This window comes from Variovorax defluvii, from assembly GCF_039541515.1.
Lineage (GTDB): Bacteria > Pseudomonadota > Gammaproteobacteria > Burkholderiales > Burkholderiaceae_C > Variovorax > Variovorax defluvii.
The window spans coordinates 41407-65177 of the sequence record NZ_BAABGJ010000081.1 but is presented as its reverse complement, the minus strand read 5'-3'; the positions used below and the strand labels follow the sequence as shown (position 1 = coordinate 65177).

The following is a 23771-nucleotide window of genomic DNA, read 5'->3' as shown; positions in this document are numbered from 1 at the left end:
ATGCGTCACGGACACGGACTCCGCAAACTCAATCGCACCAGCGCGCATCGCCAAGCGATGCTGCAGAACATGATGAACTCGCTCATCGCGCACGAGGCCATCAAGACCACGGTCCCCAAGGCCAAGGAACTGCGCCGCGTCATCGAGCCGATGATCACCTTGGCCAAGAAGCCGACGGTCGCCAACAAGCGCCTGGCCTTCAACCGCCTGCGCGATCGCGACAGCGTGGTCAAGCTCTTCGGCGAATTGGGCCCGCGCTACCAGTCCCGCCCAGGCGGCTACACCCGCATCCTGAAGATGGGCTTCCGCGTCGGTGACAACGCACCGATGGCGCTTGTCGAACTGGTGGATCGTCCTGAAGTTGCCGATACCCCTGCCGCCGAGCAGGGTGGCGAAGAATAAGCTATAATATTTATCTGCCGCGCGATGGAGCAGCCTGGTAGCTCGTTGGGCTCATAACCCAAAGGTCGCAAGTTCAAATCTTGCTCGCGCAACCAAATTCCGGCAGAAGTTTCTGCCAAATTGCAAAACGCCCACCTTTCGGTGGGCGTTTTTGTTTTTGGACGCTAATTTGGGTTGGCAGCCTCAAAGCCCAAGTGCAACGACGGGGCTGATGTCGATATGGCGCTCAAAGCATTCCTCGAAGAAAACTTCAGCCGGGCTCTTGAAGCCGAGAGTCTTGCGCGGACGCGTATTCAGACTCCAGGCGATCTCGTCGAGTTGCCGTTGGCTGTGCACGCTCAGGTCAGTGCCCTTGGGAAGGTATTGCCGGATCAGGCCGTTGATGTTCTCGCAGATGCCGCGTTGCCAGGGGCTGTGCGGGTCGGCGAAGTAGATCTTCAGTCCCGTGCTTTCGGCCAAGCGTTTGTGCAACGCCATCTCCTTGCCCTGGTCGTAGGTCAGCGTCTTTCTCAGCTCGGGATCCAGGGGAGAGAACGCCGTTTCGAAGCCCTTGAAGGCATCCAGCGCGGTGGCGCCGTCCATCTTGACCAGCATGACGAACAAGCTCTTGCGGCACACCAGAGTGCCAACGGCAGATTGGTTGCGCGCACCCTGGATCAGATCGCCTTCCCAGTGGCCTGGCAGCAGTCGATCGTTGGCCTCGGGCGGACGTACGTGGATGCTGACAATGTCCTGCAGGCTGCCGCGCCGATCTTCTCCTCGAGAGCGCGGCTTGCGCGCGCTCTTGCCTTGCCGCAGCATTTGCACAAGCTCCTTGCGCAGCGAGCCGCGAGGCATGGCGTAGATCGCCGTGTAGATGGTCTCGTGCGACGCTCGCAAATGAGGCTGCTCCGGGTGGTGTTGTCTGAGTTTGCCGGCGATTTGCTCGGGCGACCAGCGTTGCTTCAGCAGTCCTCGCACCCGTTGCCACAGAAAGCCGCGACGATGCAGCTTCCTTGGCGGTCGACCCAGGCGGCGAGCCCGCTGCGCACGCCTGCCGGCCTCCACCGCGTCATAGCCCGGACAAAGTCGCGGGCGGCCCATCAGCGGCTAGCCCTTGGCCGGCTGATGCCCATTGCGCCGCAGCTCGCGGGTGATCGTGCTGGTGGCTCTATCCAGGGCTTTGGCAATGGCCGTGGGATTGCTGCCTTGCTGCGTCATGGCCATGATGACGCCGCTTTCTTCCGGGCCAAGATGTCGGGGCGGCCGAAACCAAGATGGCGCGCGGGGCCGCCTACCACGCGGCCTTGAACCCGTCGGACGCCGGCGCAGAGCAGGGCGCCTTCCGGTAGTCCGGTCCTCGCGGCCCAGCGGGCGGGCCGCCAAGCTCAGTCGGGCACGACGGCCGTGACCTCGATCTCCACCTTGGCTCGCGCCTCTACCAGCGCCGCTACCTGGAAGCAGGTCATGGCGGGGAAGTTGCGCCCCATGACGTCGCGGTAGACGGGGCCCAGTTCTCCCAGCCGCCGGTTGTACTCGTCGCGGTCCGTCACGTACCAGGTCATTCGCACCATGTGCTCCGGCCCCGCCCCGCCTTCGCGCAGAATGGCAGCGATGTTGCGCAATGCCTGCCCCGTCTGCTCGATGAAGTCGTCCGAGACGAACTGCTGTTGTGCATCCCAGCCGATCTGCCCTCCGACGAAGATCGTGGTGCCGCGCGCGGCGACTCCATTGGCGTACCCTTTGGGAGCTGCCCAGCCGGGCGGTTGCAACAGTTTGATCATGATGTGATTTGCCTCAGTTTGAATCGTTGGAGCTTGCCCGTTTCGGTGCGCGGCAAGCCGGCAACGAACTCGATCTCTCTCGGATACTTGAAGGGTGCGATCGTGGCTTTGACGTGGTCCTGCAGCGCCTTCACCATGGCCGCGTCGCCGGTGTTGCCGGGCTTGAGCACGCAGAAGGCCTTGACGATCATTCCGCGCTCCGGGTCCGGCTTGCCGATCACGCCGCATTCGGCGATGGCCGGGTGCTTGAGCAGCGCATCCTCGACCTCCGGCCCGCCCACGTTGTAGCCTGCCGTGATGATCATGTCGTCGGCCCGGGACTGGTAGAAGAAGTAACCATCCTCGTCCTCGACGAAGGCATCGCCCGGGTAGTTCCAACCCTTCTTCACGTAATCGGCCTGCCGCGCATCGTCGAGGTAACGGCAGCCGACAGGCCCGATCAGCGCGAGTTTGCCCACCGTGCCGCGCGGCACCTCGTTGCCTTCCTCGTCCACCACCTTCGCGGTAAAGCCGGGCACGACCTTGCCCACGGCGCCGCGCCGCACCTCGTCGCCGGCGGCCGAGATGTAGATGTGGAACACCTCGGTCCCGCCGATCCCGTCGAGCATCTCGATGCCGGTGGCTTCCTTCCACAGGTCGCGCGTGGCATCGGGCAGCGCTTCGCCGGCGCTCACGCTGATGCGCAGCGTGGGCACGCCCAGCGCCTTGGCGAAGGGCGCCATCTGCCGGTAGAAGGTGGGCGCGGTGTAGCTGATGGTCGCACCGACCTCGCGGATCGTCTTGACCATGCTTTCCGGCGTGTAGGGACCGTCGTTGAAATACACCGAGGCACCGGCCCACATCGGGAAAATCAGCAGCCCGCCCAGCCCGAAGGTGAAGGCCAGCGGCGGCGAGCCGATCACGATGTCCTCGCTGCGGGCACGCAGCACGTGCCGCGGCCAGGTCTGGCACATCGCGAGCACGTCGCGATGCGTGGTCACAGGTGCCTTCGGTTTGCCCGTGGTGCCGGAAGTGAAAGCCAGCAGCGCGATATCGTCGGCAGCGGTCGGGCAGGCCTGGAAGATCCCGCTCTTGGTGGCGGCGCGCGCCTCCAGCGAATCGGCCGCCTGCGGGGCGTTGAAGGCGATCACTGTGCTGAGCACGGGGTGCGCTTGCTGCGCCGCGTGCAACTCCTCGAGCAGCCGCACGTCGCACAGCGCCACCTTGGGCTGCGCCTTGTCGATGATGTCGCCCAGCTCCTTGGCGCGCAGCAGCGGCATGGTCGCCACCGCGATGAGCCCCGCCTTCACCACGGCCAGCCATCCCAGCGCCATCTCGATCGAGTTGCCGCCACGCAGCAGCACACGATTGCCGGGAATCAGGCGGAGATCCTCCATCAGCACCTGCGCGATGCGGTTCACTTCCCTCGCCGCCTCGGCATAGCTCAGCGTGCGCTGCGCCGAGCGCAGCATCGGCCGATCCGCCCAGGCTTTGGCTGCCGCCTTGTCCAGCAGCTCTTCCACCAGGTTCAGCTGATCGGGCAATTGCAGTTCCGGCAGGTCGTAGCGGAACATGGGCAACTGCTCCGGCGGCGGCAGCCGGTCATGGACGAATCGATCGACCTGCGCACTCATGCCGCGCTCCGAAGGACGGATTTGCCGATGATCAATTGCTGCACCTCCGTTGCGCCCTCGTAGATGCGCAACGAGCGGATATCGCGATACAGGCTCTCGACCTTGCTGCCGACCTTCACGCCCAGGCCGCCATGCATCTGCAAGGCCATGTCGATCACACGGCTGGCGTTCTCGGTGGCGCACATCTTGGCCATTGCCGCCGCTGCCGTGATGTCACCGGCCGGGGGGGCGCCGCGCGCTTCGCTGTCGTCGCGCATCCAGGCGGCGCGGTAGGTCAGCAGTGCCGCGCTGTCGATCAACGCGGCCATCTCGCCGAGCTTGGCCTGCGTGAGCTGGAAGTCGGCAAGCGTCTGGCCGAACATGCGGCGGTTGCTCGCGTGGCGCACCGCTTCGGCGAGCGCGCGCCTGGCCATGCCCAGCGCCGCACCGGCGACCGAGGCACGGAAGATGTCCAGCGTGCGCATCGCCAGCTTGAAGCCGCCGTTCAGCTCGCCCAGCTGCGCTTCTCGCTCCACGGTGCAACCTTCGAAATTCAGCGTCGCCAGCGGGTGCGGCGCCATCACCTCGATGTGGGCCGAGGTGTCCAGGCCGGGCGCATTCGCATCGACCAGGAAGGCGGTGATGCCGCGCGAGCCTGCGGCCGGATCGGTCTTGGCGAACACGCAATAGAAATCGGCGATGCCACCATTGCTGATCCAGGTCTTCTGGCCATCCAGGCGCCAGCCCTGCGGCGTTGCCACGGCTTGCATCGCCATGGCGCCCACGTCCGATCCGGCCTCGGGCTCGGAGAGCGCGAAGGCGGCGATCTTGTCGCCTTGCGCAACCGCGCGCAGGTAGTCGCGCTGCTGTGCCGCGCTGCCGGCAAGCGTGATCGCGCCGCTGCCCAGGCCCTGCATCGCGAAAGCGAAGTCGGCCAGGGGCGAATGAAAGGCCAGCGTCTCGCGCAACAGCACCAGGGCGCGCGAATCCAGGCGCTCGAGCGCACCGCCCGAGGCGGCCGGCACGCAGTAGCGCAGCCATCCGCCCTGGCCGAGTCGCTTCACCCAGTCGCGGCAGGCGGGGCGGTCGTCGCGCTCGTCCACCGACTGGCCGGCGGCCCAGGGCAGCAGTTCGCGCGCCAGCGTGCGGTGCCCGTCGTCGAAGAAGGGCAGCGCCAGGTGCGCGGTCGAGGGCGGCGTGGCGGAAGCGGCCATGGCGTCAATCTCCACCGAACACCGGCTTGCGCTTGCCCGCGAAGGCCTCGAAGGCGCGTTTGAAGTCTTCGGTCTGCATGCAGATCGCCTGCGCCTGAGCCTCGGCCTCGATGGCCTGGTCGATGGTCATCGCCCATTCCTGCGACAGCATGGTCTTGGTCATGCCGTGCGCGAAGCTCGGGCCCTCGGCCAGCTTGCGCGCCATCGCCGTGGCAGCCGGCAGCAGTGCATCGCTCTCGTGCAACGCGTTGAAGAAGCCCCAGGCATGGCCTTCCGGTGCCGTCATGGCGCGGCCCGTGAACAGCAGCTCCGAGGCGCGGCCCTGGCCGATCACGCGCGGCAGCAGCGCACAGGCGCCCATGTCCGCGCCGGCCAGCCCGACGCGGGTGAACAGGAATGCGGTGTTGGTCGCCGGCGTCCCGTAGCGGAGGTCGCAAGCCAGCGCGATCATGGCGCCGGCACCGGCGCAGACGCCGTCGATCGCGCCCACGATCGGCTGCGGGCAATGGCGCATCGCCTTCACCAGGTCGCCGGTCATGCGGGTGAACTCCAGCAGCTCCGGCATGCGCATCTGGGTCAGCGGGCCGATGATCTCGTGCACGTCGCCGCCCGAGCAGAAGTTGCCGCCTGCGCCGGTCACCACGATCGCCTTGACGTCGCTGGCGAAGTTGAGCGCGCGAAAAAGGTCGCGCAACTCGCCATACGAATCGAAGGTCAGCGGATTCTTGCGCTCCGGCCGGTTCAGGGTGATGGTGCCGATGCCGGCTTCGAAAGCCCAGCTGAAGTGCTCGGCCTGGTAGCCGGCCTTGGCCTCGAACTGGGCATGCATGGGATTGCCTGCTCCGATGTAGTGCTTCATACGGTCTCCGCCTGTTGCTGATGGGAATGCTGCTTGACCTTGCCGAGCAGCTTGTGCAGTTGCGCGATCTCCTTGGCGTTGAGCCCGGCGAACGCGTCGACGATCCAGGCCTCGTGCTGCTGGGCCATGTCGTTGAAGAGCCGGCGCCCGCGCGCCGTGAGGCGGACTCGCCAGGCGCGCCGGTCGCCCTCGACGTCGACGCGCTCCACCAGGCCCTCGGACACCAGTTGGTCGGTAATGCCGGTCACGTTGCCGCCCGTCACCATCATCCGGCGCGACAGCTCGTTCATCTTCATGCCGTCGGGCTCGCGCTCGAGCTGCGACATCAGATCGAAGCGGGGCAGGGTGGTGTTGAACTGCTCGCGCAAGCCGTTGCGCACCTGCTTCTCGATCAGTTGCGTGCAGGTCAGCAGCCTCAGCCAGAGGCGCAGCTCGTCCGGGTGCTCGCTGTGGGCCCGCGCTTCGAGGTCCATGCTATTGCTCCTCTTCGGGATCGCGCCGCGCGCCGGCGGTGGCCGTGGCGGCCGCCAACTGCTGCTGCTTGGCGATCTCGCGGTACATCTGGTCGCGGCCGCTCAGGTACTGCTTCGGCCACTCGATGTCGCGGCTCTGCAGCTTGGCCACCTCGTGCAGCGTCCACGCCGGGTCGGCCAGGTGCGGCCGGGCGATCGCGCACAGGTCGGCGCGGCCGGCCGCGATGATGCTGTTGACCTGGTCGGCGTCGGTGATGGCGCCCACCGCGATGGTCGAAATGCCCACCTCGTTGCGGATGCGGTCGGCAAAGGGCGTCTGGTACATGCGCCCGTACACCGGCTTGGCGGCACGCGTGGTCTGGCCCGAGGAGACGTCGATGAAATCGCTGCCGGCCTCCTTGAAGAAGCGGGCGATTTCGACGGCGTCGTCGCCCGTGTTGCCGCCCGGCGCCCAGTCGTGCGCCGAGATGCGCACGCTCATCGGGCGGTCCGCGGGCCAGGCGGCGCGCATGGCGCGGAACACCTCCAGCGGATAGCGGCAGCGGTTCTCGAGGCTGCCGCCGTACTCGTCGGTCCGTTGGTTGGTCAGCGGGCTGATGAAGGAAGCCAGCAGGTAGCCGTGCGCGCAATGCAGCTCGAGCCAATCGAAGCCGGCCTCGGCGGCGCGGCGCGTCGAGGCGACAAATTGATCGCGCAGCTCGTCCATCTGCGCCCGCGTCATCGCCGCGGGCAGCTGGTTCTGCTCACCATAGGCCAGCGCGCTCGCCGCCAGCAGGGGCCAGTTGCCTTGCGGCAGCGGCTCGTCCATCTCTTCCCAGCCGAGCTGTGTCGAGCCCTTCGGCCCGCTGTGGCCCAGCTGCATGCCGATCTTGGCCGTGGTCTGGGTGTGCACGAAGTCGACGATGCGCTTGAAGGCTGCCGCTTGTTCGTCGTTGTAGAGGCCCGTGCAGCCGGGCGTGATGCGGCCTTCGGGCGTGGGACTGGTCATCTCCACGAACACGATGGCCGCGCCGCCGAGCGCCCGCGCGCCCAGGTGCACCAGCAGGAAGTCCTGTGGCACGCCGTCGACCGCGCTGTAGGTCGCCATCGGCGAGACCATGATGCGATTCTTCAGCGTGATGCCGCGCACCTTGAGCGGCATCAGCATGGGCAGTCGCCTGGCGGCGCTGCCTTCGGCCAAGATGCGCCCACCCCCTCCCTGGCCCTCCCCCTCGGAGGGGGAGGGGAAATTGCCCGACAGCCACTGCTCGTAGCCGCTCAGCCATTGCGTGTCGCGCAGCCGCAGGTTCTCGTGGCTGATGCGCTGCGAGCGGGTGAGCAGCGAATAGGCGAACTGCTCGATCTCCATGCCCGTGTAGCGCCTCACGTTCTCGAACCACTCGGTCGAGTTGCGCGCGGCGTTCTGTATCTTGAGCACCTCCACGCTGCGGCGGGCCTCGTAGGCCTCGAGCACGGCGTCCACGCCACCGCCCTGCGCGAATTCGTTGCACAGGTCGATCGCGTCCTCCAGCGCGAGCTTGGTGCCCGAACCGATGGAGAAGTGCGCGGTGTGCGCCGCATCGCCCATCAGCACCACCGGCACGCTGCGGCCGTCGACGTCGACGCGGTGCGTCCAGTGCTTGCAGACCACGCGCGGGAAGCGGATCCAGTTCGCCGAGCCGCGCAGGTGCGTCGCGTTGCTGATCAGCTCGTGGCCGCCCAGGTACTGGGCGAACATCTTCTCGCAGAAGGCGATCGCCTCGGGCTGCTCCATCCGGTCCAGCCCGTGGGCCTTCCACACGTCCTCCGGCGTCTCGACGATGAAGGTCGAGGTGTCCTTGTCGAACTGGTAGGCGTGCGCCTGGAACCAGCCGTGCTCGGTCTGTTCGAAGGCGAAGGTGAAGGCATCGAAGGTCTGGTGTGTGCCCAGCCAGACGAAGCGGCACTGGCGCGTGTCGATGTCGGGCTCGAAGACCTCCGCATAGCGCTGGCGGATGCGGCTGTTGAGCCCGTCGCTGGCGATCACCAGGTCGGCGCCGTACTGCGCGGCCAGCGCCTGGTCGTCCGTCACCTCGGTCTCGAACACCAGCTTCACGCCCAGGGCCAGGCAGCGCTCCTGCAGGATGTTGAGCAGGCGCTTGCGCCCGATGCCGCAGAAGCCGTGACCGCCGGAGCGCACATGCCGGCCCTTGAAGAAGACCTGGATGTCGTCCCAGTGGTGGAACTCGCCGCCGATGAGCGCGGCCGTTTCCGGGTCGGCCGCCCGCAGGTTGTCGAGCGTCTGGTCGCTCAGGACGACCCCCCAGCCGAAGGTGTCGAAGGGGCGGTTGCGTTCGACCACCGTGACCTCCAGCGACGGCTGCCTGGCTTTCATCAGGAGCGCGAAGTAGAGGCCGGCCGGGCCGCCGCCGATGCACAGGATGCGCCGAAGGTCTGGGGTGAAGCTGTTCATGGATCAATAGTTTAGGCCTAAACGATCTGATGTCAACACGGCTCAGGGTATTCAGGGGGTCGGTTGACGACATTGCGCGTTGCTGGCAAGAATCGCTCCATGCCAAGCCTGTTGCCGAAGATCGAGTCGCAGCTGTCATCGCTGCAAGTGCCCATCACGCTTCAGTTGCCTGACGGGCGCCAGTTCAGCAGGCCGGGCTCGCGCGTCACCCTGGCCTTCACGGAGTGGTCGGCGCTGGCCAAGCTGGGCGCGCGCCAGCTCGGCGCCATCGGCGAGGCTTACGTCGAGGGCAAGGTGCAGATCCAGGGCGCCATGCGCGATCTGATCGACGTGACGGTGAGCCTGCTGCCGCGCAACCCGGCCGAGACCGCCAGCGGCTGGTGGGCCCGCCTGCAGCGGCTCGTCAGGTCCCGCAGTGCGCACTCCTTGAACAAGGATGCGGAGCAGATCGAGTTCCACTACGACGTCTCCGACGACTTCTACAGCCTCTGGCTGGACCCGCGCCGCGTCTATTCCTGCGCTTACTTCCGTGAAGAGGGGATGACGCTGGCCCAGGCCCAGGAAGCCAAGCTCGACCACATCTGCCGCAAGCTCATGCTGCAGCCCGGCGAGCGTTACCTGGACATCGGCTCCGGCTGGGGCGCCCTGCTGCTGTGGGCCGCCGAGCACTACGGCGTGGACGCCACCGGCATCACGCTGTCGAAGAACCAGCATGCCTACGTCACCCGCCTGATCGAGGAAAAGGGCCTGCAGAGCCGCGTGCGCGTCGAGCTGCGCGACTACCGGGAGCTCGACGAGGCCCAGCCCTTCGACAAGATCTCCTCGGTCGGCATGTTCGAGCACGTGGGCAGCGCCAACATGGGCGCCTACTTCCGCAAGATCCATGCGCTGCTGCGTCCCGGCGGCATGGTCCTGAACCACGGCATCACCTCCGGCCAGCTCGACTACGCGCAGCTCGGCGCCGGGCTGGGCGACTTCATCGAGAAATACATCTTCCCGGGCGGCGAACTGCTGCACGTCACCCGCATCCTGCGCGAGACGGCCGACGCCGGCCTCGAGATGGTCGACACCGAGAACCTGCGCCCGCACTATGCGCGCACGCTCTGGCACTGGTCCGACGCGCTGGAGGCGCGCTTCGACGAGGCGCGCGAAGTCCTGGTGCGCACCAGCGGCAAGGAGAAGGCCGAGCGCGTGCTGCGCGCCTACCGCCTCTATCTGGCCGGCTCGGCCATGAGCTTCGAGCAGGGCTGGATCGCGCTGCACCAGATGCTCGCGACCAAGCCCGACGGGCAGGTCAAGGCGAGGCCGCTGCACGGCGCCCAATCGGTGTACCCTTTTGTCCGCGATTACATCTACAAATAATGTGAGGCACCCATGCTCTATGAATTCAAGTCACGCGCCGCACCCCCCTTCAAGATGCTGGAGACGCATGCGAGGCAGTTGTTCGACGTCATCGGTAAAACGCCAACGAGGCAGGGCGTGATCACCGTCGACCAGATGCCCGCCGCGATTGCCGCGCTGGAGGCCGCGATCGCGCGCGAGGGTCAGAACGCCCACAACTACGACGACTATGCCGTCGAGGGCCACGATGAGAACGCCGAGAAGCAGCATGTCGGCCTGCATCAGCGCGCCGTGCCCTTGCTGCACATGCTCAAGGCGTCCTTGAGCGACGGCAAGGACGTCACCTGGGGGACCTAAGCTCTCCCCCAGGCTCCCCCACTTCGTGTGGTCCGCCAACCCCCTTCCGGGGGCAACACCAGCGGCCCGGCGAAGCCGGTTCCGCGGTGTTTCCCGAAAGGGCGTGCGCTGCGCGCCGCCTTTGGGTTCTACGAGCTAGTCGACTTTGGCGCCGGAGGCCTTCACGACCTTCGCCCACTTGGCATGCTCGCTGTCGATCAGCTTGGCGAATTGGGCCGGCGTGTTGCCGCTGGGGATCGCGCCCTGGGCCACCAACTTTTCCTTGATGGCGGGGGTGCCGAGCGACTTGGCGACCTCCTGCTGGATGCGGTTCACGATCTCGGGCGGTGTGCCGGCCGGGGCCAGCAGGCCGAACCATGAACTGGCCTCGTAGCCCTTGAGCGAGGGGCCGCCGGCTTCCTCCACCGTCGGCACGTCAGGCAGCGCCGGCGAGCGCTGCGCGCTGGTCACGGCCAGCGCCTTGAGCTTGCCCGCCTTGATCTGCTGCATCGAGGAGGGGAGGTTGTCGAACATCACGTCCGCATTGCCGCCCACCAGGTCCAGCAGCGCCGGGCCCGAGCCGCGGTAGGGGATGTGGGTCATGAAGCTGCCGGTCATCGTCTTGAACAGCTCGCCGGCCAGGTGGATCGAGGTCCCGCTGCCGCTGGATGCCATGTTCAGCTTGCCCGGGTTGGCCTTGGCGTACTTCACGAAGTCCGCTACGTTGTTGATGTTCAATGCCTTCGCCTTGTCGACGTTCATCTCCATCACGTTCGGCACCGCGGCCACCAGCGTGATCGGCGCGAAGTCCTTGATCGGGTCGTAGGGCAGCTTGGGGTAGAGCGCCCGGTTGATGCCGTGCGTGCCCACCGTGCCCATCAGCAGCGTGTAGCCGTCGTTGGGCGCCTTGGCGACGATGTCCGCGCCCACGTTGCCGCCGGCGCCGGCGCGGTTGTCGACGATGAACTGCTGGCCCAGGGCCTTGGAGAGCTCCGGCGCCACCGCGCGCGCGAGGATGTCGGTGGTGCCGCCGGGCGCGAAGGGCACGACGATGCGCACCGGCTTGCTGGGCCAGGCGTCCTGCGCCAATGCGGGGCCGGCAGCCAGCAACAGCGTGCTGGCTGCCGCCAGGGCGAGCGCCGTGCGGCGGGAGGCGAAGGGGAAAAAGCTCATGCGTGGTTCCTGTTGGTGCATGCGCCTTGTTGTACAGGGCGCGGGGCTCATCCGCCGCAGGGAATTACCCCGTGTTCAGGCAACGGGCTCGCCGGCCCCGCTCATGCGCTCGGCGAAGCCGCGTGCATGAAACTGATCCACCACGAAGTCGACGAACACCCGCGTCTTCGCCGGCAGCAGCTTCTTGCTCGGGTAGTAGAGCGACAGCGGTCCGGCATCGGCATACCAGCCCGGCAGCACGCGGGCCAGCGCGCCGGCCTGCAGCGCGGGCAGGGCGAAGGGCATGGGCACCAGCGCGATGCCCAGGCCCATCGCGGCGGCCCGGCACATGGCCTCCGGGTCGCTGAGGATCATGCGCGGCCGGCCTTCCACCGCGGCCTCCTCGCCGGCGGGGCCGCGCAAGGTCCAGGTGCGCAGGCGCCCGGTGGGCGAAGAGCGGCGCACGATGCTGTCGAAGCCGGCCAGCGCCGACGGATGCGTGGGCGCCGCCCTGCCGCCGAAGTAGCCCGGCGCCGCCACCGCCACCACGTGCACGCGCCCCAGTTCCCGCGCCACCAGCCCCGGCGTGAGCTGGATGCCGCCGCCGATGGCCGCATCGAAGCCCTCGCCGATCAGGTCCACCTGCCGGTTGTCGAAATGCCAGTCCGGCAGGATGGCCGGGTAGCGCGCGAGGAAGTCGCTCAACAGCGGCACCATGTACTCGCGCCCGAAGGCCTGGCCCATGCTCACCTTGAGCGTGCCGGCGGGCTGCCGGCCGGCCTCGGCAGCGCCGGCCACCGCGTCCGACAGCGTGCCGAGCGCGCCCGAGATCTGCTGCAGCAGTCGCTCGCCGCCCTCGGTCAGCACCAGCTTGCGGGTGCTGCGCTGGAACAGGCGCAGCCCCAGGCCGGCCTCCAGGCGCGCGACGTTCTTGCTCACCGCCGCCGGTGTCAGTCCGAGTTGACGGGCGGCGGCCGAGAAGCTGCCGCTCTCGGCACTGCGCACGAAGGATTCGAGATGGCTCAGCGGCTGCATGGGCCGGATTTTCAACCCGAAGTTGAATTTGATAGGGCGCACTGCCGGCTACCGGTGCAGCAATGGAATCCCGACACTTGCTCCATCGCAACAACATCTTCTGGAGTCCACCATGTCCCAAGTCACCCAAGCCAGGCCCGTGCTCGACGGCAAGGCCGCCTTCGTCACCGGCGGCTCCCGCGGCATCGGCGCTGCCATCGTGCGCCGTCTCGCCCGGGACGGCGCCGCCGTCGCCTTCAGCTACGCCAGCAACGAGGCCGCCGCCAAGGCGCTGGTGGCCAGCATCGAAAGCGCCGGCGGGCGGGCGATCGCGCTGCGTGTGGACAGCGCGGATGCAGCCGCGCTGCGCTCGGCGATCGACGAGGCCGCCCGAAGCCTGGGCCGGCTCGACATCCTGGTCAACAACGCCGGCGTGCTCAAGCTCGGCGCGGTCGACGAAATCTCGCTGGAGGACTTCGACCTCACGTTGAATGTCAATGTCCGAGCCGTCTTCGTCGCCATCCAGGCGGCGCTGCGCCACATGGGCGAAGGCGGCCGCATCATCAACATCGGCAGCACCAATGCCGAGCGCATGCCTTTCCCGGGCGGCGGCGTCTATGCCATGAGCAAGTCCGCCCTGACCGGTCTCGTGCAGGGCTTTGCGCGCGACCTCGGCCCGCGCGGCATCACCATCAACAACGTGCAGCCCGGCCCCGTCGACACCGACATGAACCCGGCCAGCGGCCCGATGGCATCCACCATGCACGGCTTCATGGCCCTGCCGAGGCATGGCCGCGGCGAAGAGATCGCCGGCATGGTGGCCTACCTGGCGAGCCCCGAAGCCGCTTTCGTGACCGGGGCGGGCCTCAACATCGACGGGGGCTTCGCCGCTTGATGGGCTCTCCCCCAGGCTCCCCCACTTCGTGGGGTCCGCCAACCCCCTCTCCAGGGGCCACACCAGCGGCCCGGAAGGATGTTGCTCTCCCCCAGGCTCCCCCACTTCGTGTGGTCCGCCAACCCCCTCACCGGGGGCAACACCAGCGGCCCGGCAAAGCCGGTTCCGCGGTGTTCCCCGGCTGGCGTGCGCTTGTTCATGCGCTGCGGAGCAGAAACGCGGCGGGCGGCCGTCAGAGGGGCGAGGCGCGCGGCGTGCATAGCGCCCGCGCCGCTTCGGCGATGCGCTCGGCACCCACGCGCGACTGCGCTTCCAGCACCGGCGAATAGCCCACCGGGATGCGCGGCGCGCCCAGGCGCGCGATGCGGCAGCCGGTCGCCTCGGCCGCGCTGGCCGCGATCTCTGCGCCGAAGCCGGCGGCCTGCACCGCTTCGTGCACCACCAGCAGACGGCGCGTGCGCGCGCAGGAGGCCAGCACCGTCTCGCGGTCCCAGGGCCACAGCGTGCGCAGGTCGATCAGCTCCACCGCGATGCCCTCGGCCGCCAGCGTTTCGCACGCGGCATGGCAGGCCTGCAGTTGCCGGCTCCAGCTCACCAGCGTCAGCGCGTCGCCATGGCGCAGCGTGGCCGCCCGGCCCAGGGGCAACTGCAGCGATTCGTCGACCGGCCCGCGCGCGCCCCACAGTCCCTTGTGCTCGATGTAGACCACCGGATCGCCGCACTGCATCGCCGCGCGCAGCAGCGCGTGGTTGTCCTGCGGCGTCGCCGGGCACACCACCACCACGCCGGGCAGGTGCGCGAACCAGGCCTCCAGCGACTGCGAGTGCTGCGCCGCCGAGGCGTCCCAGATGCCGCCCGGCATCCGCGCCACCATCGGCACGCGGCCCTGGCCGCCGAACATGAAGCGGTTCTTCGCGGCCTGGTTCACCAGTTCGTCCATGCCGCACAGCGCGAAGTCCACCACCCGCATCTCGACCACCGGCCGCAGGCCCGCCAGCGCCATGCCCACGCCGGCGCCCATGATCGCGGCCTCCGAGATCGGCGTGTCGATCACCCGCTCGGCGCCGAAGCGCTGCTGCAGTCCCCTGTACTGCCCGAAGATGCCGCCGCGTCCGACGTCCTCGCCGAGCACGACCACCCGCGGGTCGGCCTCCATCTCGCGCTGCACCGCCAGCACGGCGGCCTCGGCATAGCTGATCTCGCGCACCGCCGTGCTGGCGCGGCCGCCTGCCATGTCGCTGCTCATGTCCATTGGCCGGCTCCCGTCGTCTGCACGTCGGTGAAGGCGGCCGAAGCCTCGGGCCAGGGCGCGGCATCGGCCATGGCCAGGGCAGCCTCGACCTCCGCGCGCGCGTCCCGCTCGATCGCATCGAGCACCCCCGCCTTCGCGCCTTCCGCCTGAAGCCGCGCGCGCGCACGGGCCAGCGGATCGGTCTCCAGGGCCGCAGCCAGCTCGACCGGATCGCGGTAGGCCGCGGGATCGACCGACACATGCCCCTTCACGCGGTAGGTCAGGGCATGCAGCAGCCTCGGCCCCTGCCCGGCACGCACCTCGGCCACGAGATGGCGTGCCGCCTCGTGCACCGCGAACACGTCGTTGCCGTCCACCTGCGTGGCCGCGATGTCCAGCGCCAGCGCGCGCGCCGACGCGCCGTCGCCCGCCGTCATCGGCCCGCTCGCCGTGGTCGCGCTCCAGCGGTTGTCCTCGCAGACGAAGAGCACCGGCAGCCCGTACACCCGCGCCCAGTTGAGCGATTCCAGGAAAGGCCCGCGGTTGATCGCGCCGTCACCGAAGAAGCACACGGTGATCGCGTCCTTCTTCTGCAGCTTCTGCGCATGCGCGGCGCCCACCGCGATCGGCAGCCCCGCCGCGACCACGCCGTTGGCGCCCAGCATGCCCACCGAGAAATCGGCGATGTGCATCGAGCCGCCCTTGCCGCCGTTGAAGCCGGTGGCCTTGCCGAACAGCTCGCACATCATGCGGGCCAGGTCCGCGCCCTTGGCCAGCGTGTGGCCGTGGCCGCGGTGCGTGGAGGTCAGGTAGTCGGCTGCGTGCAGATGGGCGCACACGCCCGCGGCCACCGCCTCCTGCCCGGTCGACAGGTGCAGCGGCCCGCGCACCTGTGCGCGCCCTGCCGCTTCCTGTCCGTAGGCGCTGACGCCGCCCTGGCTGGCCGCTTCGGCGGCGTTCTCGAAGGCGCGGATGCGCTGCATCGTTCTGAAGAGCGCCAGGCGCTCGGCTTCACTCGTCGGGGGGATCATCTCGGCTCCAGCGCAGGACAGGGCTGCGCCCGCTGGAAATCGTATCGAGTGGGGTCGCCCGGCCGTGTCCGGGCTAACCCGGCCGCTCACCGGGCCCGAGCCGCCGCCGGCCCGACCGCATGGCGTCCCAGCCGCGCCCCTCAACCGTCCTGGCCCGCGGCCCCTGCCGCCCAGCTGCGCAAGCGCCGATACAGCGTGCCCCGCGAAACGCGCAGTTGCCGCGCCGCATGCGAGATGTTCCCGCCGTGTGCGGCCAGCGTCTCTTCGATCAGCCTGCGGCTGTGGCCGTGCAGCGTGCCATCGCCGGCAGCGGCCCGCGGCGGCGTGGCGGCGGCCGGCGGCCCGCTTGCTGCGTGGCCCTCCACCGGCACCACCGCCATGCTCACCCCATGCCGGAAGTCCACCCCGTCCGGCGCCTGCAGCCGGGCCTGCAGCCACACGCCCAGCCCGCTCGCCAGCCGCACCGGCCGCGCCGCCTCATGGCGGCCCAGCCGCATCAGCGTCCGCAGGTCCAGGCCGAACACCCGCTCCACGTCGCGCGGCCCCGATTCCGGCAGCCGCCCGATCAGCCGCGCGCCGGCCGCGTTGAGCCACTCCACGCTCCCGTCCGGCCCCACGCCCGCCAGCGCCTCCAGCGGCGTGCCCAGCAGCCCCGGGCTGGCCTGGAAGCGCAGCACCAGCCGGTCGGCCGACTGCGCCAGCAGCAACCGGTTCTCGATCGTGGTGGCATAGAGCGCCACCATCGAGGCGGCATCGAAGCCGAAGGGCCGCGCCTCCACCGTGATGTCGAGCACCGCGGCCAGCCGGCCGTGCACGTCGCGAATCGGTGCGGCGGCGCATTGCATCTCGCGCAGGTAGTCGAAGTAATGTTCGGCTCCATCCACCGTGCAGGCCTGCCCGGTGCGCGCGACGATGCCCGGCGCCGTGGTGCCCACCACGCTCTCGGCGATGTTCACGCCCACCCGCGCCGTCTTGCGCAGGATGGGCTGCGCCGGCGCCGAGGGGTTGTGCGTCACGTGCACGATCACCCCTTGCGCATCCGTCAGCAGCACGCGCGAATCGGTGCCGGCCAGCGAGCTTTCCATCGTCTGCAGTTCAACGCGCGCAGCATCCAGCAGCTCGCGGTTGCGGTTCAGCGTCGCATGCAGGCGGCTCGCCGTCACGGGGTCGAAGGCGATCAGCCGGCCGCGGTCGGCGTGCTCGCGGGTGCAGCGCATCCAAGACTGGATCACCTGCTCGCCCACCAGCCCCGAGGGCCGCACGCCTTCCTCGAAGAACTGCTGCCGCGCCAGCGCCACCCGCTCGGCGCGCGTGGTCGAGAACAGCTGCCGCAGGCCATCTGCGCCGCGGCGGCTCGGTGGCAGGGACATGGGGCTCTCCTGGGTATGGCCGATGCCGGTGCCGGTCGAATGTGTTCCGCAATGGAACAGTCCCGCACCCGGGTATTCCCGAAGATGAAGAAAGCGCGCCGGAGAACGATTCTTCGCACCACAACGAAACGACAGGAGACGACGATGAAAAAGCTCCACACCGTGCTCGCGCTCGGCGCGCTGCTGTGCCTGGGCGCAGGACCGGCCGCGGCCCAGGACAAGGGCACGCCCGAGCACATCAAGGCCGTCACCGCGCGCGTGGACGGCGCCTTCATCCGCGCCAACGCCGCCAAGACGAACGACTGGCCCAGCCACGGCCTCGACTACGCCGAGACCCGCTTCAGCAAGCTCGACCAGATCACCACCGGCAACGTCAGGGAGCTGGGCCTGGCCTGGTCCTACAACCTCGAATCCACCCGCGGCGTCGAGGCCACACCGCTGGTGGTGGACGGCATCATGTACGTCACCGCCTCGTGGAGCGTGGTGCATGCCATCGACGTGCGCACCGGCAGGAAGCTCTGGAGCTACGACCCCCAGGTCGACAAGTCCAAGGGCTTCCGCGGCTGCTGCGACGTGGTCAACCGCGGCGTCGCGCTCTACCAGGGCAAGGTCTTCGTCGGCGCCTACGACGGCCGCCTGATCGCGCTCGACGCCGCCACCGGCCAGCCCGTCTGGGAGAAGGACACCATCGTCGACAAGACCAAGTCGTACACCATCACCGGCGCGCCGCGCGTCTTCAAGGGCAAGGTCATCATCGGCAACGGCGGCGCCGAGTACGGTGTGCGCGGCTACGTCACCGCCTACGACGCCGCCACCGGCGAGCAGAAGTGGCGTTGGTTCACCGTGCCGGGCGACCCCTCCAAGCCCTTCGAGGACGCTTCCATGGCCAAGGCCGCCAAGACCTGGGACCCGAGCGGGAAGTACTGGGAGGCCGGTGGCGGCGGCACCGCCTGGGACACGCTCGCCTTCGACCCCGAGCTCAACCTCATGTACGTGGGCACCGGCAACGGCTCGCCCTGGGCGCGCAGCAAGCGCAGCCCCAAGGGCGGCGACAACCTCTACCTCGCCTCCATCGTCGCCCTCAACCCCGACACCGGCCAATACGTCTGGCACTACCAGCAGACCCCCGGCGACAACTGGGACTACACCTCCACCCAGCCGATGATCCTGGCCGACCTCAAGATCAACGGCAAGCCGCGCAAGGTCATCCTGCATGCGCCGAAGAACGGCTTCTTCTTCGTCATCGACCGCACCAACGGCAAGTTCATCTCCGCCAAGAACTTCGTCGAGGTCAACTGGGCCACCGGCTACGACAAGAAGGGCCGCCCCATCGAGGTGGCCGCCGCGCGCCAGAACGAAAAGCCCGGCGACAGCATCCCCGGCCCCTTCGGCGCGCACAACTGGCACTCGATGTCCTTCAACCCGCAGACCGGCCTGGCCTACCTGCCCGCGCAGAACATCCCGCTCTCGCTCATGGACGACAAGGCCTGGAAGTTCAACGAGAACAAGCCGGCCCGCCCCCATGCCGCGCTCGGCTGGAACACCGCCATGTTCATCAACGCCGAGCCGCCCAAGAGCAAGCCCATGGGCCGCCTCGTCGCCTGGGACCCGGTCGCGCAGAAGGAGGCCTGGGGCGTCGAGCACGTCTCGCCGTGGAACGGCGGCACCCTGACCACTGCCGGCAACCTGGTCTTCCAGGGCACTGCCGATGGCCGCCTGGTCGCCTACAACGCGAAGAACGGCGAGAAGCTGTGGGAGACTGCCACCGGCACCGGCGTGGTCGCCGCGCCGACCACCTACATGGTCGACGGCAAGCAGTACGTCTCCGTCGCCGTCGGCTGGGGCGGCGTCTACGGACTGGCCGCGCGCGCCACCGAGCGCCAGGGCCCGGGCACCGTCTACACCTTCGTCATCGGCGGCAACGCGCCCAAGCCCGACTTCGTGCAGTACCGCATGGACAAGCTGCTGCAGGGCGTGAAGTACGACCCCGCCAAGGTGCCCGAGGGCACGCTGCTCTACGTCAGCAACTGCGTCTTCTGCCACGGCGTGCCGGGCGTGGACCGCGGCGGCAACATCCCCAACCTGGGCTACATGAACGCGTCCATGATCGAGAACCTCGACAAGTTCGTCTTCAAGGGACCTGCCATGGAGCGCGGCATGCCGGACTTCAGCGACAAGCTGAGCATGGAGGACGTGGAGAAGATCAAGGCCTTCATCCAGGGGACGGCGGATGCGGTGAGGCCGAAATAAGCCGGTGCACGGAAGGGGCGCCAGTTCAATTGCACGCCCGCCGCAGCGGCCTCCATGCCGGAGGATTCAGGCGCGTTGTCCGCGCTGACGGGCGGTAACAGCTGAACTGCGCAAGGTGTTGGTTGGCAGGCTGCGTCCCTCCACAATCGAACACCAAGACAACGGAGCGTCGACATGAATGAACCCTCCGACGGTTCGGACCCTGCACCGCGGAACGACCGCCGCGTCCTGCTGAGCCGCCTGTGCGCACTGGCCACCGTCGGCGCCGCAACCGGCGGTGCGACGCTCACGTCCTGCGGCGGGGGTGGGGGTGGAGGGGGAGGCGGGTCGGCCGCGCTGGCTGCCGCGCTCGCACCCGGCGCCGCGCCTGCCTCCGCACCGGCTCCCGCGCCTGCACCCGCGCCAGCGCCGGCTCTGGCGCCTTCTTCGACGGCACCGGCCCTCGGTGCCCACACGCTCGCCTTCACCATCCTCGACCGCGTGTCGGCCCCCACGCTCTCCACGTCCGCCATGGCCACGCGGGCGACCGGCAGCACCTTGCTGGCCTGCGTCGGACGGGGTGTCCTCGTGGCCCCCCTGCCCAGCGACAACGCGGGCAACACCTTCATCCAGCTCGGAACGCCGCATACCTACACCCTGTGGCCCAACTCCGGCACCGCCTTGTATGCCAGCGCGCAGGCCCGCGGCCGGGACGGCCACGTCCTCACCGTCGAGACGCCCAAGGTCACCGACGAAACCACGCTGAGCGTGGTCGAAGTCGTCAACGGCGGCGTCGTGCGCGACGTGCAGTGGCGTGAGGTGCTCTCGGGCCAGCCCCTGACCAGCGCCAGCGTCACCACCACGGGCCCGGCGCTGCTCGTCGCGTGGTGGTGGGGCGATGCCGGGGTGGACCAGAACAAGACCGCCGTGCCCGACAACGGCTTCACCGTGATCGATTCGGTGCTGGCGTCGGGTGCGCTCGTGCAGTGCGCGGTGGCGGCCCGGCAGGTCGATGCGGCCGGGAGCTACAACGTCACCTGGACCGCGACGCCGCGGCAGGGGGCGCAGTTGTGGATCGTGGCGGTGCAGGCGGCTTGAGTTGCCATGTATTCCTCGGACCTGCGCAGCTTGACGTTGGCTGTCTTCATGCAGGTCTTTGGGAGGCCTACCCCCCGGACAACCGCTCCAACACAGCCGTCTTGCCCAAGGCACGAATGCCGGCAATCTTCTGAAGCTGTTCGGCGTTCGGGCGGGACTTGCCCTGTTCCCACAAATAGATCGTTGCACCGCTCATGCCGACCAGCTTGCCGAAGGCGGCTGCGGAGAGGCCCAGCTTCGCCCGCTGTGCCGCGAGGCGGCTGGCGCTGAAGCGGCGCGGCTTGTCGTCCGCCGACACGGCCTGAGTTCGGGCCGCCGAGACCACCTGGCGCCGGGCTTGCTTGAGTTCCTTCTCCAGCAAGGCGACCTGGCGGCGCAGTTGCGCGATGGCGCTGCGCTGCGACGTACTGGACTTCTTCAATTGCTCGATCTCGGCGCGGACTTCCTTGCGCGCGACGCGTGCAATTTCGGACTTGAGGACGGATGCGATATTGACCATGGGGGTGCATTGTGCGCTTCCTCGCACGCCGGACTTGAGAGCGCGCCTGGTCCTTGGGCGAATGCCTTGCCTTCGTTTCGCACGCATCCGGCCCGTCATTCACTCCCGCGGCGCGGGAAACGCGCGCCCGGGGGCCACAATGCGCCCCGATGATTCTGGATACCGCATTGCTCCTCGCGGCCGCCTTCGCAGCCGGCGCCCTCAACGCCGTCGCCGGCGGGGGCAGCTTCCTCACATTGCCCGCATTGGTGCTGACCGGCGTGCCGGCTGTCACCGCCAACGCCACAGGCACGCTGGCCTTGCTCCCTGGCTACCTGTCAGGGGCCTGGGCACTGCGGCGGGAGACCCAGACACCGCCGGGCCTGCCGCTGCGCCGGCTGCTCGTCGTCTCCATCCTGGGCGGCGCCTGCGGTGCGGCCCTGCTGCTGTGGACACCCGACGCAACCTTCCGGCGCGTGGTGCCGTGGCTGCTGCTGGCGGCCACGCTGCTCTTCGCGCTGGGGCCCCGGCTGGCCGGACGCGCTCACGACCGGAACCCGCATCCCGTCGGCGCGGTCGCTGGCGTTTTCGCCGTGACCGCTTACGGGGGGTATTTCAACGGTGGCGTCGGGATCCTGCTGCTGGCCCTGTTCGGACTGCTGGGGCAGACCAGTCTTCTTGCCGCGAACGGTCTGAAGAACCTGGTGTCGGTCCTGCTGACCTCGATCGCGGTCGCGCTCTATATCGCCGGCGGCCTGATCGCCTGGCGCGAGGCCGGCCTGATGATGGGCGCCGCGCTACTGGGCGGCTACCTGGGGGCGCGCGGCGCACGCCGGTTGCCCGCGAACTGGCTGCGCCACGGGATCGTCGCCACCGGGCTGACGATGAGCGCCATGTTCTTCTTGCGCTGAGGCAACAGGGGCGGATCGGAAGTCGCAGAACCGCGAGCACTCTCTGTCGGCAAGAGGCTTTTGCCGCGCTTGCGATGCGCCCCGGCGCATTCCTGCAGGGCCTGCGCCTTGACGGACCTGGCCTGCGCTTTCAATCGCGAGTTCGAGCAGGTCGGAGTCAGCTATCGCAGCCGCCGCAAATAGTCGTCCACGCTCGCCGAGAGCTGTTCGCCATCCGGCATGCTGCCGCTCGGTGTGAAGTGGTCGACGAGGTCCGGCAACAACTCCGACAGTCCGGCGCGTGCCTCGTCGTCGTTCACACCGGCCTGCTGCGCGATCCGGTGCAGTTCGTCTTGCCCGAACACGTCGTCGATCGCCTGCGGGGGCAAGGCTTCGTTCGCACCGGTCCCGACCCAGGACTGGGCCTGTCGGCCATAGCCCTTTTGCGTGAGCTGGCCGAGCAGGTCGCCGAGGCCGCCCAGGCCGCCGCCGACGCCGCCGCCGGAGCGCGCGCGCTGGCTCAGCATGCTGAGCACCACCGGTAGCAACCCAGGAGGCCCATGACCTTCCCCTTCAGCGGACGCGACCGCGCCGCACCATGTTCACGATGGCCAGCAGGATCACAGCGCCGATGAGGGAGGCCAGCAGGCCGCTCACGCTGAAGTCATTCTGATTGACCGTCCCCGATCCGAGCAGTGGGGCCACCAGCCAACCCCCCAGCAGCGAGCCAACGATGCCGACGATGACGTTGAGGATCGCGCCTTGCTGCGCATTGGTGTTCATGATCATGCTGGCGACCCAGCCGATCAGTCCGCCGACCACGAGCCAAATGATGAGATTCACGATGCGCTCCTTGAAAAATTGAGTAGCTGCAGCGTCCGCGGGAAGGCCGCGCGGCCCTATAGGACGGCGCCTCCAAAGCGACGAAGGAAATCCAGCGCTCGCCTCGATGCCTGCGACTGGGGGAAGCGAGCGAAGGCCTACACCCGTTCGGCCATGCCTCCGATGCAAGGGGCGCGGCTCCGAGCCATGCTGGCCCGACCCAATCCACTGGAGTGTCGCCATGCAAAGCCAATCATCCGACCTGTCGCGCGATCCCGCCCACAGCGAGAAAACGATCAACGATGGCGACGGTCCGCCGAACAGCACGCCTGCGGCTGGCAGCGCCGACTGGCCCGACGCATCCGGGGGCGCCGCAGGCGCTTCGATGCAAAGAGCCATGGATGACGTAGACCAGGTCGGCCGCCTGACGACCGACGCGGGCCCTGGCGCCAGCCGGAATCCTGAGAGCAGGGCCGGCGCCGCCGTACAAGCGGGGAAGGCCTATGCAAAGAGCGCCGTCAACTCCGCCGGAAAGAAGATGGAGGACGTGAAGACCCACGCCGCTGAACTGAAGCAGCGGGGTATGCAGTTCGTCGCTGACGAGCCATGGAAGGCGGCGGCCTGCGCGGCAGCGGCTGGCGGCGTGCTGACGGCCGCACTGATGTCGTGGATGCGAGGCCGCCGCTAGGCCCCGGAGAGATTCGTGCCCCTGCACGGGATGCTCCGATAAGGGGGTTCGCGGCTCGCGGCAGGGTGCGCAATCTGGCAGAGCCTGTGAGGGCATCCGCACCAACGCTTGCGGTAAAAGCCAGACCCCGTAGACTCGCCACTCATGACCACCACCCTGATTTGCACCCACGTCGCCCTGGCTGCGCTGCTTCTGGCGGCCACCTATGCGCGTGCGGCTGCAATGAAGGCCCGGCCGCAGCCCAAGCCAGCACATTCCTAAGCCCGGCGGTCCGCTCACTCCCTTTTCAGCGCAACCATCCACCGCCGGGCACAAGCCTCGCGCGGTCGCGAACGTTCGCATGGCGCGCGTTCGCATTCGATGGAGTGCTGCAATGCATGCGATGGGTCACGGCGAGCGCACGCTCGCCAATCCGGTTATTTCCCCACGCTCCAGGCTGCTGAAGCATCAGCGGCCCGACGC

The 23771-nt window shown here is 68.5% G+C and carries 22 protein-coding genes, 1 tRNA gene and 1 pseudogene; 9 read left to right on the top strand and 15 right to left on the bottom strand.

Going from position 1 to position 23771, the window contains the following annotated elements:
- Complete coding sequence (rplQ, locus tag ABEA07_RS25815) at window positions 1-402, top strand: 50S ribosomal protein L17 (protein WP_345541499.1); 402 nt, start codon at window positions 1-3, stop codon at window positions 400-402.
- 18 nt (window positions 403-420) lie between these two features.
- Window positions 421-497, top strand: a tRNA-Met gene (locus ABEA07_RS25810).
- Between the two features lie 88 nt (window positions 498-585).
- Here the strand turns inward: ABEA07_RS25810 and ABEA07_RS25805 are convergent.
- From ABEA07_RS25805 to ABEA07_RS25775, 7 genes and pseudogenes are all read right to left on the bottom strand, one after another.
- Window positions 586-1635: pseudogene (locus ABEA07_RS25805) on the bottom strand (IS30 family transposase); the annotation flags it as partial.
- A gap of 134 nt (window positions 1636-1769) precedes the next feature.
- Window positions 1770-2165, bottom strand: coding sequence for a RidA family protein (locus ABEA07_RS25800; protein WP_425584172.1), 396 nt, complete (start codon window positions 2163-2165; stop codon window positions 1770-1772).
- On the bottom strand, window positions 2162-3778 hold the full coding sequence (locus ABEA07_RS25795; RefSeq protein ID WP_345541498.1) for an AMP-binding protein: 1617 nt from the start codon (window positions 3776-3778) through the stop codon (window positions 2162-2164). The genes ABEA07_RS25800 and ABEA07_RS25795 overlap by 4 nt, the downstream gene beginning before the upstream one ends.
- Window positions 3775-4971 (bottom strand): acyl-CoA dehydrogenase family protein, encoded by a 1197-nt coding sequence (locus tag ABEA07_RS25790; RefSeq protein WP_345541497.1) that lies wholly within the window; start codon window positions 4969-4971, stop codon window positions 3775-3777. The genes ABEA07_RS25795 and ABEA07_RS25790 overlap by 4 nt, the downstream gene beginning before the upstream one ends.
- 4 nt (window positions 4972-4975) lie before the next feature.
- On the bottom strand, window positions 4976-5830 hold the full coding sequence (locus ABEA07_RS25785) for an enoyl-CoA hydratase family protein (protein WP_345541495.1): 855 nt from the start codon (window positions 5828-5830) through the stop codon (window positions 4976-4978).
- Window positions 5827-6303 carry a MarR family winged helix-turn-helix transcriptional regulator gene (locus ABEA07_RS25780; RefSeq protein WP_345541494.1) on the bottom strand — a complete coding sequence of 159 codons (477 nt, stop codon included), beginning with the start codon at window positions 6301-6303 and terminating at the stop codon, window positions 5827-5829. Before ABEA07_RS25780 ends, ABEA07_RS25785 begins: the two co-directional genes overlap by 4 nt.
- A 1-nt stretch (window position 6304) precedes the next feature.
- A complete protein-coding gene (locus ABEA07_RS25775; protein ID WP_345541493.1) occupies window positions 6305-8734 on the bottom strand; it encodes a bifunctional salicylyl-CoA 5-hydroxylase/oxidoreductase in 2430 nt (809 codons plus the stop codon).
- A 99-nt stretch (window positions 8735-8833) separates the two neighbouring features.
- On the opposite strand from ABEA07_RS25775, the gene ABEA07_RS25770 reads away from it, so the two are divergent.
- Window positions 8834-10096 (top strand): class I SAM-dependent methyltransferase, encoded by a 1263-nt coding sequence (locus ABEA07_RS25770; protein ID WP_345541492.1) that lies wholly within the window; start codon window positions 8834-8836, stop codon window positions 10094-10096.
- A gap of 12 nt (window positions 10097-10108) precedes the next feature.
- Window positions 10109-10432: a DUF1840 domain-containing protein gene (locus tag ABEA07_RS25765; protein WP_345541491.1), complete on the top strand. Its 324-nt coding sequence runs from the start codon at window positions 10109-10111 to the stop codon at window positions 10430-10432.
- Between the two features lie 135 nt (window positions 10433-10567).
- Here ABEA07_RS25765 and ABEA07_RS25760 read toward each other — a convergent pair whose 3' ends face one another.
- Window positions 10568-11584, bottom strand: a complete 1017-nt coding sequence (locus ABEA07_RS25760) for a Bug family tripartite tricarboxylate transporter substrate binding protein (protein WP_345541490.1) — start codon at window positions 11582-11584, stop codon at window positions 10568-10570.
- Between the two features lie 75 nt (window positions 11585-11659).
- Window positions 11660-12598 (bottom strand): LysR family transcriptional regulator, encoded by a 939-nt coding sequence (locus tag ABEA07_RS25755; protein ID WP_345541488.1) that lies wholly within the window; start codon window positions 12596-12598, stop codon window positions 11660-11662.
- A gap of 112 nt (window positions 12599-12710) precedes the next feature.
- Between ABEA07_RS25755 and ABEA07_RS25750 the strand changes: the two genes are divergently transcribed.
- Window positions 12711-13472 (top strand): SDR family oxidoreductase, encoded by a 762-nt coding sequence (locus ABEA07_RS25750; RefSeq protein ID WP_345541487.1) that lies wholly within the window; start codon window positions 12711-12713, stop codon window positions 13470-13472.
- A 232-nt stretch (window positions 13473-13704) separates the two neighbouring features.
- On the opposite strand, the gene ABEA07_RS25745 is transcribed toward ABEA07_RS25750, so the two are convergent.
- The 3 genes from ABEA07_RS25745 to ABEA07_RS25735 all read right to left on the bottom strand — a co-directional run bounded on the left by ABEA07_RS25745 (window position 13705) and on the right by ABEA07_RS25735 (window position 17104).
- Entirely contained in the window at window positions 13705-14724 is a 1020-nt protein-coding gene (locus ABEA07_RS25745) for an alpha-ketoacid dehydrogenase subunit beta (protein ID WP_345541486.1), read from the bottom strand.
- Window positions 14715-15734 (bottom strand): thiamine pyrophosphate-dependent dehydrogenase E1 component subunit alpha, encoded by a 1020-nt coding sequence (locus tag ABEA07_RS25740; protein WP_345541485.1) that lies wholly within the window; start codon window positions 15732-15734, stop codon window positions 14715-14717. Before ABEA07_RS25740 ends, ABEA07_RS25745 begins: the two co-directional genes overlap by 10 nt.
- A gap of 140 nt (window positions 15735-15874) precedes the next feature.
- The gene (locus ABEA07_RS25735; protein WP_345541483.1) at window positions 15875-17104 is read right to left on the bottom strand and encodes a helix-turn-helix domain-containing protein; all 1230 of its coding nucleotides are present in this window, start codon (window positions 17102-17104) and stop codon (window positions 15875-15877) included.
- 144 nt (window positions 17105-17248) lie between these two features.
- Here ABEA07_RS25735 and ABEA07_RS25730 point away from each other — a divergent pair, with 144 nt between their 5' ends.
- Window positions 17249-19354 carry a PQQ-dependent dehydrogenase, methanol/ethanol family gene (locus tag ABEA07_RS25730; RefSeq protein WP_345541481.1) on the top strand — a complete coding sequence of 702 codons (2106 nt, stop codon included), beginning with the start codon at window positions 17249-17251 and terminating at the stop codon, window positions 19352-19354.
- Between the two features lie 174 nt (window positions 19355-19528).
- Window positions 19529-20431, top strand: a complete 903-nt coding sequence (locus ABEA07_RS25725) for a hypothetical protein (protein ID WP_345541479.1) — start codon at window positions 19529-19531, stop codon at window positions 20429-20431.
- Between the two features lie 67 nt (window positions 20432-20498).
- Here the strand turns inward: ABEA07_RS25725 and ABEA07_RS25720 are convergent, their stop codons facing one another.
- A complete protein-coding gene (locus ABEA07_RS25720) occupies window positions 20499-20930 on the bottom strand; it encodes a helix-turn-helix domain-containing protein (RefSeq protein WP_345541478.1) in 432 nt (143 codons plus the stop codon).
- 152 nt (window positions 20931-21082) lie between these two features.
- Here ABEA07_RS25720 and ABEA07_RS25715 point away from each other — a divergent pair, with 152 nt between their 5' ends.
- Window positions 21083-21820 (top strand): sulfite exporter TauE/SafE family protein, encoded by a 738-nt coding sequence (locus tag ABEA07_RS25715; protein ID WP_345542181.1) that lies wholly within the window; start codon window positions 21083-21085, stop codon window positions 21818-21820.
- Between the two features lie 161 nt (window positions 21821-21981).
- On the opposite strand, the gene ABEA07_RS25710 is transcribed toward ABEA07_RS25715, so the two are convergent.
- Window positions 21982-22326 carry a YidB family protein gene (locus ABEA07_RS25710; protein ID WP_345541476.1) on the bottom strand — a complete coding sequence of 115 codons (345 nt, stop codon included), beginning with the start codon at window positions 22324-22326 and terminating at the stop codon, window positions 21982-21984.
- Window positions 22327-22372: 46 nt separating this feature from the next.
- Entirely contained in the window at window positions 22373-22642 is a 270-nt protein-coding gene (locus ABEA07_RS25705) for a GlsB/YeaQ/YmgE family stress response membrane protein (protein WP_345541475.1), read from the bottom strand.
- Window positions 22643-22862: 220 nt separating this feature from the next.
- On the opposite strand from ABEA07_RS25705, the gene ABEA07_RS25700 reads away from it, so the two are divergent.
- On the top strand, window positions 22863-23309 hold the full coding sequence (locus ABEA07_RS25700; protein WP_345541474.1) for a hypothetical protein: 447 nt from the start codon (window positions 22863-22865) through the stop codon (window positions 23307-23309).
- The last annotated feature ends 462 nt before the right edge of the window (window positions 23310-23771 follow it).